Origin of the sequence: Cryptosporangium sp. NPDC051539 (assembly GCF_044454545.1) — a bacterium.
GTDB lineage: Bacteria > Actinomycetota > Actinomycetes > Mycobacteriales > Cryptosporangiaceae > Cryptosporangium.
In genome coordinates this window covers 782,633-797,759 of record NZ_JBITDV010000002.1, presented here as the reverse complement: position 1 = coordinate 797,759, position 15,127 = coordinate 782,633, and the positions used below count along the sequence as shown (strand labels likewise).

11 protein-coding genes are annotated in these 15,127 nt (G+C 72.5%); 3 read left to right on the top strand and 8 right to left on the bottom strand.

Features of this window, described 5'->3' with window-relative positions; genetic code table 11:
• Nucleotides 1-45: 45 nt before the first annotated feature.
• Nucleotides 46-1,254, bottom strand: a complete 1,209-nt coding sequence (locus ACIBZJ_RS09690; RefSeq protein ID WP_395927485.1) for a hypothetical protein — start codon at nt 1,252-1,254, stop codon at nt 46-48.
• On the bottom strand, nt 1,251-2,066 hold the full coding sequence (locus ACIBZJ_RS09685) for a class I SAM-dependent methyltransferase (protein WP_395927483.1): 816 nt from the start codon (nt 2,064-2,066) through the stop codon (nt 1,251-1,253). The genes ACIBZJ_RS09690 and ACIBZJ_RS09685 overlap by 4 nt, the downstream gene beginning before the upstream one ends.
• 125 nt (nt 2,067-2,191) lie before the next feature.
• On the opposite strand from ACIBZJ_RS09685, the gene ACIBZJ_RS09680 reads away from it, so the two are divergent.
• Nucleotides 2,192-3,754 (top strand): AMP-binding protein, encoded by a 1,563-nt coding sequence (locus ACIBZJ_RS09680; protein ID WP_395927481.1) that lies wholly within the window; start codon nt 2,192-2,194, stop codon nt 3,752-3,754.
• A 1,575-nt stretch (nt 3,755-5,329) separates the two neighbouring features.
• Here ACIBZJ_RS09680 and ACIBZJ_RS09675 read toward each other — a convergent pair.
• The 4 genes from ACIBZJ_RS09675 to ACIBZJ_RS09660 are packed head-to-tail and all read right to left on the bottom strand — an operon-like array spanning nt 5,330 to nt 8,898.
• Complete coding sequence (locus tag ACIBZJ_RS09675; protein ID WP_395927479.1) at nt 5,330-5,956, bottom strand: response regulator; 627 nt, start codon at nt 5,954-5,956, stop codon at nt 5,330-5,332.
• Entirely contained in the window at nt 5,953-7,173 is a 1,221-nt protein-coding gene (locus ACIBZJ_RS09670; RefSeq protein ID WP_395927775.1) for a sensor histidine kinase, read from the bottom strand. The genes ACIBZJ_RS09675 and ACIBZJ_RS09670 overlap by 4 nt, the downstream gene beginning before the upstream one ends.
• A gap of 49 nt (nt 7,174-7,222) precedes the next feature.
• On the bottom strand, nt 7,223-7,993 hold the full coding sequence (locus ACIBZJ_RS09665) for an ABC transporter permease (protein ID WP_395927477.1): 771 nt from the start codon (nt 7,991-7,993) through the stop codon (nt 7,223-7,225).
• On the bottom strand, nt 7,990-8,898 hold the full coding sequence (locus tag ACIBZJ_RS09660; RefSeq protein ID WP_395927475.1) for an ABC transporter ATP-binding protein: 909 nt from the start codon (nt 8,896-8,898) through the stop codon (nt 7,990-7,992). Before ACIBZJ_RS09660 ends, ACIBZJ_RS09665 begins: the two co-directional genes overlap by 4 nt.
• Nucleotides 8,899-9,040: 142 nt before the next feature.
• On the opposite strand from ACIBZJ_RS09660, the gene ACIBZJ_RS09655 reads away from it, so the two are divergent.
• Nucleotides 9,041-9,982, top strand: coding sequence for a hypothetical protein (locus ACIBZJ_RS09655; protein WP_395927473.1), 942 nt, complete (start codon nt 9,041-9,043; stop codon nt 9,980-9,982).
• Between the two features lie 56 nt (nt 9,983-10,038).
• Here ACIBZJ_RS09655 and recQ read toward each other — a convergent pair whose 3' ends face one another.
• The gene (gene recQ, locus ACIBZJ_RS09650; protein WP_395927471.1) at nt 10,039-11,859 is read right to left on the bottom strand and encodes a DNA helicase RecQ; all 1,821 of its coding nucleotides are present in this window, start codon (nt 11,857-11,859) and stop codon (nt 10,039-10,041) included.
• A gap of 48 nt (nt 11,860-11,907) precedes the next feature.
• Nucleotides 11,908-13,569, bottom strand: coding sequence for a (2,3-dihydroxybenzoyl)adenylate synthase (locus ACIBZJ_RS09645; RefSeq protein WP_395927469.1), 1,662 nt, complete (start codon nt 13,567-13,569; stop codon nt 11,908-11,910).
• 76 nt (nt 13,570-13,645) lie between these two features.
• On the opposite strand from ACIBZJ_RS09645, the gene ACIBZJ_RS09640 reads away from it, so the two are divergent.
• Entirely contained in the window at nt 13,646-15,124 is a 1,479-nt protein-coding gene (locus tag ACIBZJ_RS09640; protein WP_395927467.1) for an FAD-dependent monooxygenase, read from the top strand.
• Nucleotides 15,125-15,127 lie beyond the last annotated feature (3 nt).

Genomic DNA, 15,127 nt, shown 5'->3' with positions numbered 1-15,127 from the left:
GGGGTTAGGTTAGCCTACCTATAGTGGAAGGTAGGACAGGGATACCTAACCAGTGACGTACCGGCCGATCGAACTGCGCAGCTGGGCCAGGCTCGGCCGGGCGATCTGGATCGCATCCGCCTTCCCGCGGAACGTGATGATCGTGCTCTCGCAGGTCCGGACGTTGCCGCGGAACATGCTGTGGCCCACGAGCTTGCCGGTCCGCGAGGCCCGGACGGTCACCTCGTACGTCGCGTTGCGCAGGGTCTGCGTCAGCACCGGACCCTTGTCGCCGCGGTACGCGCAGCTCGTGATCACGCTACCCAGCGTGTATTTGACGCAGGCGACGAGCTGGATCTCGCTGGGGGTGTCCGACTCCCACGCGCTGAGGTCACCGAGGTAGTACTCCGCCTGGTGGCCGGCCGCTTTGACGTCGATGTGCACGTGGTGCCGCGGCGGCCCGGTGAACGCCGGTGCGTCCGGGAACACCGAACCGGTGCAGACTTTGGCGTAGTCGTACGTCGACGCCGGAATACCGGACGTGGTGCCGTCGTCGAGGGGGTACGACGGCGTCGGGGACGGCTCGGTGTAGACCGGCGGGAGCGGCGAGTCGACGATCGTCGAGTAGGCGCGGGGCGAGCCCTGCGGAGCGAACGACCCGGCGACCGACGCGGATTCGGCCTCGCCGGCGCTCGGCAACAGCACGAGCAGGAACAGCGACACCAGCACCAGCGCGCCGAGCCCGCCCGCGGCGCCGAGGTTCTGCTGGTGGTGCCGCGACCAGCTCGACCGGGCGGCCGGGTCGATCGAACCCGGTAAGTGGCGCTCGACCGTGTCGATCAGCCGCCCGCGCGGAGCCAGCCCGGCCAGCGGCAGCACGCGCGGCGGCTGCAGCATCAGGTTGAACGCGTCGGCGGGATAGCGCCCCAGCTCGACCGCGGTCACCTCGTTCCACCGGACGGTCTGCACGACCGGTGCACCGGCCGGCGGCTCGAAGACGTCGACGAAGCCGTTCTCGTGCGCCGCCAACCAGCGGTTACCCGAGGCCGGGGCCAGCAGGAACCAGAGGCTCAGCGAGGCGAGCGCGAGGATCAGCACCACGAGCCCGACGAACGGCACCCCGGCCAGCGCCAGGACGATCGCGGCCACGCAGCCACCGGCGACGACGAACGCCGCCGTCTTCACCGGGTATCGCCGCCGCGACCGGAACACCGTGCCGGGACGTCCGAGCCCGGCCTGTCCGGCGGCGTAGAGAGCTTGCGGGGGCAAGTTCACGGTGTCCTCCCGGTGACGCTGACCAGACCGACCGACAACCAGTGCGCACCCGGATCGGTCGCCACCGCGGTGACCGCCTCCGCGTCGTCCTGGGTGAGCAGGCCCGCCTCGATCAGGCGGCCCCCGAGCTGACGGAGCGACAATTCGTAGAACGCGGACTCCGGGCTCCCGCCGTGCAGCAACCGGTGCGTGACCTCGGCTTCCACGTCGGTGAGGCCCGCCGCCCACACGTCCGCGGGCAGGTCGTAGCCGTACTCCGGGTCGGCCCCGATCGCCCGGAAGCCACCGGCCACCGCATCCATGACCCGGTTCAGTGGACCGCTCGCGGCCGGCGGCGAGGTGACTCTCTCCCAGAGGTGCGTCGACGGGCCGCCGAACACGGCGTCCTCGATCACCAGCACGCCACCGGGTCGCAGCGCACGCGCCAGCCGCTTCACGACCTGCGCGCGGTCGGTCACGTGCATCACGACCGCTCGGACGTGCACCAGGTCGAACGCTCTCTCCTCGATCGGGTCGACGGTCACGTCGTGACGTCTGACCTCGACCGGAGCCGTGTCGAGACCCTGCAGGAACGTGGTGTCGAGGTCGGTGGCGAGTACCCGGCCGCCGGGACCGACGGCGGACGCGAGCCAGCTCGCGATCGAGCCGGTACCCGCGCCCACCTCCCAGCAGTGCCGGCCCTCGGCCACGCCGGCGGCCGTGAGGTGGCGGATCGTGGTGGCGTCGAAAATCGCCGCGAGACCGGCAAGTCTGGCGCGCTCCTGTTCCCACTGCTGATCGTAGATATACGACTCTCCAGGCGTCCGTGCCATGACCGGTACTACTGCCGCGTCTATCCACAGTGCGCAATGGAGTTGTCGCCAACACGACGGCACCACCCGCCGTGAACTCCGTTCCCCCGTTGCGGAGGCGGGTGCCGGCGGGAAGGCTGGGCAGCGTGGCCGCTTCCTTGTCGTACGAGCCGCTGACCCCCACCTCCTACCTCGATCGGGCCGCCGCCGCGCACGGCGACCGGATCGGCGTGGTCGACGGCGAGCACCGCTGGACCTACGCCCAGCTGCACGAACGCTGCACCCGGCTGGCCGGTGCACTCGCGCCGCTCGCGGACGGCCGCCCGGTGGCGGTGCTCGCCCCGAACGTGCACGAGTTGCTCGAGGCGAACTTCGGAGTTCCGTGGGCGGGCTCGCCGCTGGTCGCGATCAACACCCGGCTGTCGGCGAGCGAGGTCGGCTACATCCTCGAACACTCGAAAGCCGCGGTGCTGATCCACCACCCGCAGTTCGACGGGCTCGTCGACACGGTCCTCGCCGGGTCGGGCGCGCCGCCGCGTCGCGTCCGCCTGGGCGGTGAGTACGAAGGGTTGCTGGCGCGGGCGGCGCCGTTGCACCGCACGCCGGACGACGAGCAGGCCCTGCTCTCGATCAACTACACCTCCGGCACCACCGGGCGCCCGAAGGGCGTGATGTACTCCCATCGCGGCGCGTACCTGCAGTCGGTGTCGATGGTCGGGCACACCGGGCTGTCGCCGAGCGCGGTGCACCTGTGGACGCTGCCGATGTTCCACTGCAACGGCTGGTGCTTCCCGTGGGCGGTGACCGCGGCCGCGGCCACGCACGTGTGCCTGCCGAAGCTGGAGCCGGCCGAGGTCTGGCGGTTGATCCGGTCGGAGTCGGTCACCCATCTCAACGGCGCGCCGACCGTGCTGTCGATGATCGCCTACGCGGCCGGAGCCGGTCCGCTGCCGGAGCGGCACACGGTGCGGGTCGCGGTCGGTGGCGCGCCGCCGTCGCCGGCGATCCTGCGCCGGATGGGTGAACTCGGCTTCGACGTCACCCATCTCTACGGCCTCACCGAGACCTACGGTCCGGCGATGATCTGCGACTGGCGTCCGGAATGGTCTGCTCTGGACGCCGACGCGCAGGCGACGCTCAAGGCGCGCCAAGGCGTGGGGAACATGGTCTCGTGCGCGGTACGGGTGGTGTCCGATTCCGGCACCGACGTCCCCGCCGACGGGACGACGACCGGGCAGATCGCGCTGCGGGGCAACAACGTGATGCTGGGGTATCTGGACGACCCCGAGGCGACCCTCGCGGCGGCGCCCGACGGGTGGTTCCGGACCGGTGACCTCGGGGTCCTCCACCCGGACGGGTACGTGGAGCTGCGGGATCGCACGAAGGACGTGATCATCTCCGGCGGCGAGAACATCGCGTCGGTCGAGGTGGAGCAGGCGATCATGGACCACCCCGCGGTGCGGGAGGCCGCCGTGATCGCGGTGCCGGACCCGCGGTGGGGCGAGGTGCCCGCGGCCTACGTGACCCTGCACGAGGGCGCGTCGGCGACCGCGGACGAGATCATCGCGCACGTCCGGGAGCGGCTGGCCCGCTTCAAGGCCCCGAAGTCGGTGACGTTCGGCGAGCTGCCGAAGACGTCCACCGGCAAGGTGCAGAAGTACGTGCTGCGCGACAAGGCCTGGTCGGGCCACGACCGGCGGATCAACTAACGCCGACGGGCCGCAGGGCCGCAGGGCTGCCGGTACCGAGCTTCGTGGCCCTGTTGACCAGGGTCTCGGGCGCCGCCGCCGATGCGGACACCGTCCGGGCGGCGACCCGGTCAGCGCGCGCTGCCGCCTGACCGGCCTCGCCGCTGTCGCCGCTCCCCGGCCCTCGCATGTGCGGTGTCCATGAATGTCCACCGGTTCGAGCGCGAGGCCGGTGCACGGCGGGGCGGGCGCTCTCACGACAGCGGACGAGGTCCCAGAGTGACGGGAAGTCGTCGGCTCCCGGGCCGGCGAAGCGACGATCTCCCGTCGATTCGCGTTCGACCGCCGACCGTCCATGGACCCGCGCTAGTACCGCAATGGCATTCGGCACGGAACTGGCCCGATCCGGCGTCCGGGTCGCACGGCGGGGTCCCGTGATCTGGACTCCGTCTCGTTGACTGGACGACCCGTCTGATTCCCGCAACAAGTCTGGGCGATTTGGCTGGTCATGGGCAGAACCATTCGAGGGGAACGCCGAGATCGATGGAACATCACCCCCGCAATAGCACCAGCAACTCTCCATCGATAACCATTTCCGCTGGACCGGAGCATCGGGCCGTGGCCAACTGCCATTGCTGTACTAGCCGCTCCTCCGGACGCCGGACCTCGGCCCCGGGCCCGCTCCCCGCACCAGCTCACGCACCCCTGCCCGGACCCAGCTCCCGGACCCCGGACCCAGCTCCCGGAGCCGGAGGGCTCGGGGCTGGGCCGGGCCGGGCCGGGCCGGGCCGGCCCGGGGCGGGGCTCGGGCCGGGCCGAGCTGGGAGCGGGCCGAGCTGGGCCCGGGCCGAGCTGGGCCCGGGCTCGGGCCCTGGGCTGGGCTGGGCTGAGGCCCGGGGCTGGGCTGAGGCCCGGGGCCGAACTGGGCCCGGGCCGAGCTGGGCCCGGGCCCGGGCCCGGGCCCGGGCCCTGGGCTGGGCTGGGCTGAGGCCCGGGGCTGGCCTGAGGCGGCCTCACTGGGACGGCCTCACTGGGGCAGCCTCACTGGGGCAGCCGGGCCGGGCCGGGCTGGGCTGGGGACTGGGGCTCGGTCCGGAGCTGCGGCTGGGAGCGGGGCCGTGACCAGAGCCGGGGGCCGTGACCGGGGCCTGGGCCGGGGTCGGGTTCGGGAGCTGGGCTGAGGCCGAGGGTCGGGGCCGGAGCGCGGCTGAGGCCGAGGCTCGGGGCGAGGGCGGGACCGGAACGCGGCCGGAGGCTCGGAGCGGGGGCCGGGCGAGGTCCGGAGCGGGAGCGGGGGCCGTGACCAGAGCCGGAGTCCAGGGCCAGGGCCAGGGCCAGGTTCGGGGCTGGGGCCGAGGATCGGGGCGGGGGCCGGAGCGCGGCCGGGGCTCGGAGCGGAGACGGGGCGAGGTCCGGAGCGGGACCGGGGCCGTGACCAGCGCCAAAGGCCGGGGGCCGTGACCAGAGCCGACCCCTCCCCCGGCCCCGCACCGGCACCGGCACCCGGACCCGCACCGGCACCGGCCACCGCACCGGCACCCGCACCGGCCGAGCTGTGCCTAGGACGCTGCCCAGCGCGCCGGGCTGGGCGGCGCGCTAGAGGAGGCCGGCGCGGTGGGCGGCGTCCACGGCTGACGCCCGGTCGCGGACGCCGAGCTTCTCGAACAGGTGCAGCAGGTGGGTCTTGACCGTCGTCTCGGAGATGAACAGCGTCCGGGCCGCCTCGCGGTTGGTGGCCCCGGCGGCGACCAGCCGCAGCACCTCGAGCTCGCGCTTGCTCAGGCCCGGGTTCGCCGCGGCCGGCGGGGTGGCGGCCCGGCTCATCAGCCGGCTCGCCACCGCCGGGGAGAGCACCGCGTCGCCCTTGTAGGCGCTGCGCACGGCACGCACCAGTTCGTCGCCGGGCGCGTCCTTGAGGAGGTAGCCGGTGGCACCCGCGGCCACCGCGTCCAGCACGTCGGCGTCCGCGTCGAACGTCGTCAGCACCAGGACGCGCGCGGCGACGCCGCGGCGACGGAGCTCACGGATGGCCTCTACGCCGCCGGTGCCGGGCATCCGCAGGTCCATCACCACGACGTCGGGCTGCTCGGCGACGGCGCGGCTGACCGCCTGCTCGCCGTCGGACGCCTCGCCGACGACCTCGATGTCGCCGACGCTGTCGAACATCCCGCGCAAGCCGTCGCGGACGACGGGGTGGTCGTCGACCAGGAGCAGCCGGATCATGACGTCGGCACCGGAGCACCGCACGGCAGCGTGGCCACCAGCGCGGTGCCTTCGCCGGGCGTGCTCTCGACGATCAGCGTGCCGTCGACGCGGGCCAGCCGGTCGCGCATCGCGGCCAGGCCCATCCCGGTGCCGTCGGCCCGCATGCCCACCGAATCCGGGTCGAAGCCGACGCCGTCGTCGCGGACGTCGAGCATCACCGCGTCTTCCAGATACGTCAGCGTGACGCCGACGCGAGTGGCCGCCGCGTGTTTCGTCACGTTGGTCAGCGCCTCCTGCACGACCCGCAGCAGGACCACCTCCTGGTCGGTCGGGAGCACCCGCACTCCTCCGGTCACGTCGACGTCGACCGGCAGGTCGGCGCCGGCCGCGACACCCTTGATCGCCGTCGGCAGCGTAGAGCCCTCCAGCTGCCCGGGCCGCAGCGCACTGAGGGACCGGCGGGCCTCGGAGAGACCCTCCCGCGCGAGTTGCGCGGCCTGATCGACGTGCGGACGCGTGGCGCCGGCGAGCTCGCCGGTGCGATCGGCGGCCTCGAGCTGGCGGATGATGCCGGTCAGGGCCTGGGCGAGCGTGTCGTGGATCTCGCCGGCCAGGCGGGCCCGCTCGTCGAGCGCCCCGGCCTCGCGTGCCCCGGTGAGCAGCTGACTCTGCAGCCCGCGGTTCTCGGCCAGCGTCTCCTCGAGCCGCTGGTTCGTCACGGTCAGTTCGGCCAGCATCCGGTCTCGCTCGACCTCCTGCTCGCGGGCCTTCTCCACGACGCCGTTGATGAACCGGACCAGCGCGAAACTCCCGGCGGTCAGCAGGAGCCAGACGACGACCAGCACCGGGGACGTCGGGAAGCCGCCGATGTAGCTGGCCGACGCGATCAGCGCGACACCACCGAGGGCCGGGTAGACCAGCCGCTGGGGCAGGTAGTTCGGTGCTTCGACGTACCCGTACCAGGTGTAGATGCCGTACCAGGGATTCAGGCCGACCAGCACCGCGGTGAGCACCAGCCGGACCGCCAGGTAGAGGACCGGGACGTTGCGCACCGACGGATGGCAGAACCACGTCCACACCGCGGCGAGCAGCGTGAGCGCGATCAGGATCGGGATGCGCTCGGTGCCGCGGTGGCTCAGGACCGTGTCGGTCATCGAGACCACGAAGGAGGCGGCCAGCAGCGTCAGCGGCATCCAGCGCCGGAGGTTCGCCTCCGACACCAGGTCCCTCGGCATGGGGTGCACAGCCGCCTCCTTTCCGGTCGTACTCATCATGGCGAGGTACTCAGGCCCAGCGGAACGTGCGAACGGCTGCGCCGATGAAGACAACGGCGTAGGCGGCGAGTACGACGAGTGACGTAGTCGGCGGGAAGTGGTCGGCGACCGACGAGGTCAGTGCCTGGCTCGCCGCACCGAGCGGCGTGTAGTGCGAGACCGTGGCCAGCCAGTGCGGCATGACCTGCTGCGGCAGCCAGAGGCCGGCGAAGAACATCAGCGGGAAGAACAGGCCGGTGGCGATCGCGTTCGCGATCTTCGCACTCGGTGCGAGCGCCGAGATCAGCGACGCGAGCCCGAGCATCGCGGCCGACGACAGGAGCATCGTGACCAGCCAGCCCAGGACGCTGCCGGGGAACCCGCCGTCGAACGTCAGCGTCGCCACCAGCAGGAGGGTGAGAACCGTGCCCAGGTTGATCGCCAGGTGGATGCCGATCTGGGTGGCCAGCAGCCGCCAGGGCCGCATCGGGGTCACCGAGAGCCGGCGCAGGATGCCCCGTTCGCGGTAGGTGCCGAGCACCTGGGGAAGGCTCATCGACCCGACCATCGCCAGCGAGATCAGCGCGATGATGCCGAGATAGACCTGCGCGTAGCTCAGGCCGCCCAGGTCGTCGGTGGGCCGGCTGGTGCCGGGGACGACCGCGAGGATGACGAACGCGCTGACCGGTAGCGCGAATCCCCAGATCAGGGTCGCGGGTTCGCGGAAGAAGAGCCGCGTCTCCGTCGCGAAGAGGGTCTTGAGCGGCGCGTTGTTCTTCGTCGGGGCAAGGGCGGTGGTCACAGGTCGCTCCCGGAGGTCAGCACGGCGTCGTCGAGGGTGGCTTGGTGGATGCGCAGGTCGCGGGCGGTCAGCCCGGCGCGGGCGATGTGGGCGGTGACGGCGAGCACGACGTCGCCGGTGCCGGTGATGACGACCGTCGGACCCTGCAGCGCGACGGTCTGGACGCCGGGCAGCCGGCGCAGGTTCTCGAGCTCACCGGCCGCGTCCCCGTCGAGGCGGAACCGGATCTCCTGACGCCCGGCGGTGCGCTCGGCGATCAGGCCGGCCGGGGTGTCGACGGCGACGATCCGGCCGTTCTCGAACAGCGCGAGCCGGTCGGCGAGGAACTCGGCCTCCTCCATGAAGTGCGTGACGAGGACGACCGTGACGCCGTCGTCGCGCAGGCCGGAGATCAGGCCCCAGGTCTCCCGGCGGGCTTTCGGGTCGAGGCCGGTGGTCAGCTCGTCGAGCACCGCCACCCGGGGGCGTCCGACCAGCGCGAGCGCGATCGCGAGACGCTGCTTCTGGCCGCCCGACAGCTTCGCGAACGGCCGCCGGCGGTGCTCGGCCAGGTGCAGGCGCTCGAGGAGCGTGTCGCCGTCGAGCGGGTCGCGGTAGAAGGACGAGAACAGCCGGATCGCCTCGTCCACCCGGAGCTTGTCGGGCAGCTGCGAGTCCTGCAGCTGGACGCCGACCAGGTGGGCGAGTTCCTCGCCGTCGCGGTCGGGGTCGAGGCCGAGGACGGTGATCTCGCCGGCGTCGCGGTGGCGCACGCCGGTGAGCATCTCGACGGTGGTGGTCTTGCCTGCGCCGTTCGGGCCGAGCAAGGCGAAGATCTCGCCCTCCTCGACGTCGAGGTCGATGTCGTCGACGACGGTCCGGCCGGAGTAGCTCTTGCGGACGCTGCGTGCGGTGATTGCTGGCATGCACTGAGCTTCGGGGTTTTCCGGACCGGCGGGCATGCGTCAGCCGGTCGCCGGCGGGTGGAGCCGGGGGTCCTCCATCCGGAGGACGCCGGAGGACGTGTCGCTCAGCGTTCCTTCAGGCCACCGCGGTCGATGATGGGGTGTGCGGATCTTGGCATTGGGGCTCGCGGTAGCGGCGGCGGTGGCGTACGGCGCGGCGTCGCTGCTGCAGGCGGTGGGGGCGCGGCGGGCGCGGAGTGCGCTGGTGGTGTGGCGGGAGCCGGCGTACCTGGCCGGCCTGGGACTGGACGCGATCGCGTGGCTGATGTCGCTCGTCGCGTTGCGGACGCTGCCGATCTACCTGGTGCAGACGGTGCTGGCCGGATCGCTGGCGGTGACTGCGGTGGGCGCTCGGATGGTGCTCGGGGCGCGTCTGCGCCGGGTGGACGTGGGCGCGATCGCGGTGACGGTGGCTGCGCTGGGGCTCCTGGCCGCCACGTCGGGTACCCAGTCGGGAGACACGTTCTCGCGCCCGGCGGCGTTCGCCCTCGCCGCCGCCTCGGTGGTTCTCGCCCTCGCCGGCTGGGCCGCCGCCGCCGCGGCGGCCCGCCCCCGACCGGCCGTCGCCGCCCGGCCCCGACCGGCCACCGCCGCCCGGCCCGGACCCGCCGACGGTGCCGCCCGGCCCCGATCAGCCGGCGCCGACGGCGAAGTAACGGCCGGGGCCGGTGGCGCGGCGGCGACGTGTGCGGCGTTGGCCGGGGCGGGGTTCGGCGGCGCGGCGATCGCGGTACGTGGCCTCCGGTTCGAGGGGAACTGGCCGGCCGAGCCGGCCCTCTGGGCGCTGGTGGTGTTCGGCGTCGCCGGCGCGCTGCTCTACGCCGTCGCGCTCGAGCACGGCGACGTCGCCCGCGTCACCGCCGTGCTGTGGACCGTCGAGGTCATCGTGCCCTCGATCGCCGGATTCGCCTGGCTGGGTGACACCGTGCGCCCCGGCTGGGCCCCCGCCGCCGCGGCCGGCTTCGCCCTGGCGATCGGAGCCGCCCTGGTGCTGGCCCGCTCCCCGGCCCAGGAACCCACTGCGGTGCCGGCTCCCCCTCGCTGACGGCCCGCACCGGCGCCGGGCCGCCGAGGTGAGCTCCGGGCGCCCGGGACCGGAGCTCAGCCGGCCAGGACCTTCAGTATCTGGTCGCCGAACTTGGTGCGCTTCGAGTCGCCGACGCCGCTGACCTGGCTCAGCGCCTCCAGCGTCGCCGGGGTGTCGGTCGCGATCTGGCGCAGCGTCTTGTCGTGGAAGATCACGTACGGCGGCACGTTCTGCTCCTTGGCCGTCGCCGAGCGCCAGGCCCGCAGCCGCTCGAAGATCTCCTGCGCCTCAGGTGCGAGGTCGGCCACCGGCTCCTTCTTGGACGCCCGTCCGGACGACGACGACCGGGCCGGACGTTCGGGCTCGCGCCGCATCATCACCGTGCGCTGCCCGCCGAGCACCGGGCCGCTGCCGTCGGTCAGCACCAGGACGCCGTACTCGCCCTCGACCGCGAGCAACCCCTGCGCCAGCAGCTGGCGCACGACGCCCCGCCACTGCGGATCGCTCAGGTCGGACCCGATGCCGAACACCGTGAGCTCGTCGTGCCGGTGCTGCGTGACCTTCTCGGTGCGCCGCCCGAGCAGGATGTCGATCGACTGCCCGGCCCCGAACTTCTGGCCCCGCTCGCGCTGGAGCCGCAGCACCGTGGAGAGGAGCTTCTGCGCCGGTACCGTGCCGTCCCACGATTCCGGCGGCTCCAGGCACGTATCGCAGTTGCCGCACTTGCCGGCGCCCTCCTGCCCGAAGTACGCCAGCAGCCGGGCGCGTCGGCAGTCGACGGTTTCGCAGAGCGCGAGCATCGCGTCCAGATGATGGGCGAGCATGCGACGGTGGGCCAGGTCGCCCTCGGAGCCGTCGATCATCTTGCGCTGCTGGACGACGTCTTGCAGGCCGTAGGCGAGCCAGGCCGTCGACGGGAGGCCGTCGCGACCGGCGCGACCGGTCTCCTGGTAGTAACCCTCGACGGACTTCGGCAGGTCGAGGTGGGCGACGAACCGCACGTCGGGCTTGTCGATGCCCATGCCGAACGCGATCGTCGCGACCATGATCAGACCGTCTTCGCGCAGGAAGCGGGACTGGTTGGTGGCACGGGTCCGCGAGTCGAGGCCGGCGTGGTACGGCAGCGCCGGAATGCCCTGGGCGACGAGGAAGTCGGCGGTCTTCTCGACCGAGGCGCGGGACAGGCAGTAGACGATGCCCGCGTCGCCCTGGTGCTCGGTGCGCAACAGCTCGAGCAGCTGCTTGCGGGGCTCGGCCTTGGGCGCGATGCGGTACCGGATGTTCGGCCGGTCGAAGCTCGCGACGAAGTGCCGGGCTTCGTCGAGCTTCAGCCTGGTCGCGATCTCGGCGTGGGTGCGGGACGTGGCGGTGGCGGTCAGCGCGATGCGGGGCACGTCGGGCCAGCGTTCGTGCAGCATCGAGAGCGCGAGGTAGTCGGGCCGGAAGTCGTGCCCCCACTGCGCGACGCAGTGCGCCTCGTCGATCGCGAACAACGCGATCTTGCCCCGCTCCAGCAGGCGCATCGTGGGCGACGACCCACCGCCGAGCGACTCGGGCGCCAGGTAGAGCAGATCGAGCTCGCCGGCCAGGAACGCCTTCTCGACGGCCCGGCGGTCTTCGAGCTGCTGGCTCGAGTTCAGGAACCCGGCCCGGACGCCGAGCGCCGTCAGCGCGTCGACCTGGTCTTGCATCAGCGCGATCAACGGCGAGATCACCACGCCGACGCCGTCGCGCACCAGCGCGGGGATCTGGTAGCACAGCGACTTGCCGCCACCGGTCGGCATCAGAACCAGCGCGTCGCCACCACCGATGACCTGCTCGATGATCTCTTCCTGCTCGCCCCGGAAGGCGTCATAGCCGAACACCCGCCGCAGCACACCCAGAGCCCCGTCCACGCCGCGATACTACGAGCACCCGCCGACACGACGTCGTCCGCGAAGCGGTCACTGTGGATCAGCCGCCCGGCCGGGGGTGGGGCCGGTCTCTCGGACGGCCGGCATCCCGTGCTCGACCTGCAGCGTCTCGGTGATCCGGCGGCCGAGGGCCTTCTTGTCCAGCTTCCCGACCGCCGTCTTCGGCAGGGCCGGCACCCACTCCAACCGCTCGGGCCACTTGAACTTCGCCACGCCCAGCCCGGCCAGGTGCTCCTGCACCTCGCCCAGCGACAGCGGCGTACCCACCAGGTACGCGCACGACCGCTCGCCCAGCCGCTCGTCGGGCATCGCGACGATCGCCGCCTCCCGGATCCCCGCGTGGCGCAGCAGCAGGACCTCGACCTCTTCGGCGCTGATCTTCTCGCCACCCCGGTTGATGATGTCTTTGAGCCGGCCCTCGACCGACAGTGCGCGCTCGTCGCCGAACGTCCGGACCGCGACCAGGTCGCCGGTGCGGTAGAACCCGTCGGACGTGAACGCCACCGCGTCGACGTCGGGCGCGTCGTAGTAGCCGCGCAGCGTGTAGGGGCCGCGGCAGGCCAGTTCGCCGACGTCGCCGTCCGGAACGACCGCCTCCGAGGACGGGTCGAGCACCCGGAACTCGTCCAGCGGCGAGAGCGCCGTCCCCACGGTGGTCAGCCGTGCCTCCCGCGGGGAGTCCGGCGAACTCAGCGCGAAGAACCCCTCCCCCATCCCGAACAGCTGCCCGACCCAGAGGCCGCTCTGCTCCAGCGCCGTGAACAGCGGCAACGGCACCTTCGCGCCGGACAGCACGACCCGCCGCAACGACGGCACCAGCGCGGCGAACCCCGGATGCGCCACCGCTCCGTAGTGCCCGTGCCCCAGCAGCACGTCGGTCACCCGCTCGGAGGCGAGCAGAGGCAACGCGGAATCCAGGTCGGGCGGTGCCAGCAACAGGCATCCACCCACGCTGTGCGGCGCGTGCAGACCGCACACGATCCCCGCATTGTGGACGATCGGGATCAGGTGCCCGTTGCGCGTCGTCTCGTCCCAGCCCGACGCCTCCGCGTACGCCCGCGCGTTGTACCAGTACTCGGCGTGCAGCCGCGGAATCACCTTCGGCACCCCGGTCGTGCCCCCGGACAGCTGGAACGCCGCCACCCCGTCGGGATCGAGCCCGGCCTGGATGCCGTCGACGACTTTCCGGGCGACGTCCGCGCCGGCGCGCCCGATCGAGTCCTCCAGGCCGTCCAGCGTCAGGAGCGTCCCGATCCCGAGGCCGCGGGCGAACGACACCAGGTCGAAGCGGCCCCCCGGCTCGACGAGGTGGGCCGACGCCGCCACTTTCCGCGCGATGGCCCCGATCTCGTACTCCCGGTGGGCGGTCAACGTGCACACCGGCACCAGACCGGCCTTCAGCAGCCCGTACCAGGCCACGACCGTCATCAACCGGTTGCCGATCTGCAGGAGGACCCGGTCCCCCGGCAACAGCCCCTGCTCGACCAGGCCGAGCGCGACCCGGTCCGCCATCGAGTCCAGCTCGCGATAGGTCAACCGGCCGTCCGGGGCCACCACCGCGTCCCGTTCCGGCACCCGCTCCGCGACCGCCCGGAACTCCGCCGCGATCGGCGACGTGCCCCAGGCTCCGGCCGCCCGGTAGCGCGCGACGACGTCCTCGGGATACCGGATCAGCCCATCGGTCCAGGTCATGCTGGAAATCTAACCTGACCGAACACAGCTGTCAAAAGATTGACGTTTCCGTCGACACCGATCTACGGTGAGTCGCATGAACCTGCGATCGGTCGCCGTTCTCGGCGGAGGCCCCGGCGGTCTGTACGTCGCCCGGCTGGTGAAGCTGAGCCACCCCGGCTGTCAGGTCGACGTCTACGAGCAGAGCCCGCCCGAGCAGACGTTCGGCTTCGGCGTCGGGCTCGCCACGACGACCCAGCGCAACCTCGCCGCCGCCGATCCGGCCAGCCTGGCCGACATCGTCGACGCCTCGCACCCGCACGACATGGCGATGACCGTCGGTGACTCCAGCGTGCGGCTGCCGACCAGCAACCTGATCGCGATCGGTCGCTCCACGCTGCTCGAGATCCTCCGCCGCCACGCCGAGGCCGCGGGCGTCGTCGTGCACTACGGCCGCCGCGTCACCGCCGCAGACCTCGGGGCCGACCTGGTCATCGCCTCCGACGGCGTCAACAGCGCGACCCGCGAATCCGGCCCCTTCGACGCCCGCGTCACGACCCACCACGGCCTCTACCTGTGGGCCGGCACCGACTTCGCGCTCCCGAGCGCGGTGTTCCGGCCGGTCACGACCGAGTTCGGCCCGTTCGTCGCGCACGCCTACCCCTACCGCGCCGACCGCAGCACGTTTCTGATCGAAACCGACGAAGACACCTGGCGCCGCGCCGGCTTCGAGGCCACCACCGAGGCCACTCCGGCCGACGCGAGCGACGAGCACTCGCTCGGTTACCTCGCGAAGGCGTTCCACGACGAGTTGCGGGGCCACCCGCTGATCGGCAACCGGACCCGCTGGCTGCGCTTCCGCACGGTGACCTGCGACCGCTGGTACGACGGAAACGTCGTCCTGCTCGGCGACGCCGTGCACACCGCGCACTACTCGATCGGCTCGGGCACGAAGCTCGCGATGGAGGACGGCATCGCGCTCGTCCGGGCGATCCGCGAAGCCGCCGACCTGCCGGCGGCGCTCCGCCGCTACCAGGGGGAACGCCGGCCCGCCGTCGAGCACCTGCAGGAGACCGCCCACCGCAGCATGCTCTGGTGGGAGTCCTTCCCCGGCCGTCTCGACCTCCCGGTGGAGCAGTTGCTGATCTCGTACATGACCCGCGCGGGCAAGGTCACGCTCGACCGCTTCGCGGCCCTCGCCCCGGAGGTCGTGCGGACCGGCCTGGCCCAGTACGCGGGCTGCGCACCGGCCGAGGTCCCCGGCCTCGACCGCGCCGCCTGGGTGCTCGCGGGCCGCACCGTCGACGCGTCCGGCCGTCTTCCGGTCTCCGTCGATCTTCCGGACGCGTGGGGGGCGCCCGCCGATGCGCTGGTCGCGCGCCTGCGGGGCCACTCACCGGTACTACTCACTTCGGCGGACGCCCGGGAGCAGGTCCTCACGCTGTTCGACGTCGGGGAAAGGCTCCGCCGGGAGGCTGCTAGCGTCGTGATCGCCCGGGTCGACCGGCGGTGGGCCGAGTTCGCGGCCTCGGCGCTGGCCAGCGGGCGCATCGACTTCGTGGAGCTGACCGGCTGAGAG

Bases quoted from the DNA above. Each gene is read 5' to 3' on its own strand.
- ACIBZJ_RS09685 (WP_395927483.1), bottom strand. From the start codon at position 2,066: ATGGCACGGACGCCTGGAGAGTCGTATATCTACGATCAGCAGTGGGAA.
- ACIBZJ_RS09675 (WP_395927479.1), bottom strand. From the start codon at position 5,956: ATGATCCGGCTGCTCCTGGTCGACGACCACCCCGTCGTCCGCGACGGC.
- ACIBZJ_RS09670 (WP_395927775.1), bottom strand. From the start codon at position 7,173: ATGCCGAGGGACCTGGTGTCGGAGGCGAACCTCCGGCGCTGGATGCCG.
- ACIBZJ_RS09660 (WP_395927475.1), bottom strand. From the start codon at position 8,898: ATGCCAGCAATCACCGCACGCAGCGTCCGCAAGAGCTACTCCGGCCGG.
- ACIBZJ_RS09645 (WP_395927469.1), bottom strand. From the start codon at position 13,569: ATGACCTGGACCGATGGGCTGATCCGGTATCCCGAGGACGTCGTCGCG.
- ACIBZJ_RS09640 (WP_395927467.1), top strand. From the start codon at position 13,646: ATGAACCTGCGATCGGTCGCCGTTCTCGGCGGAGGCCCCGGCGGTCTG.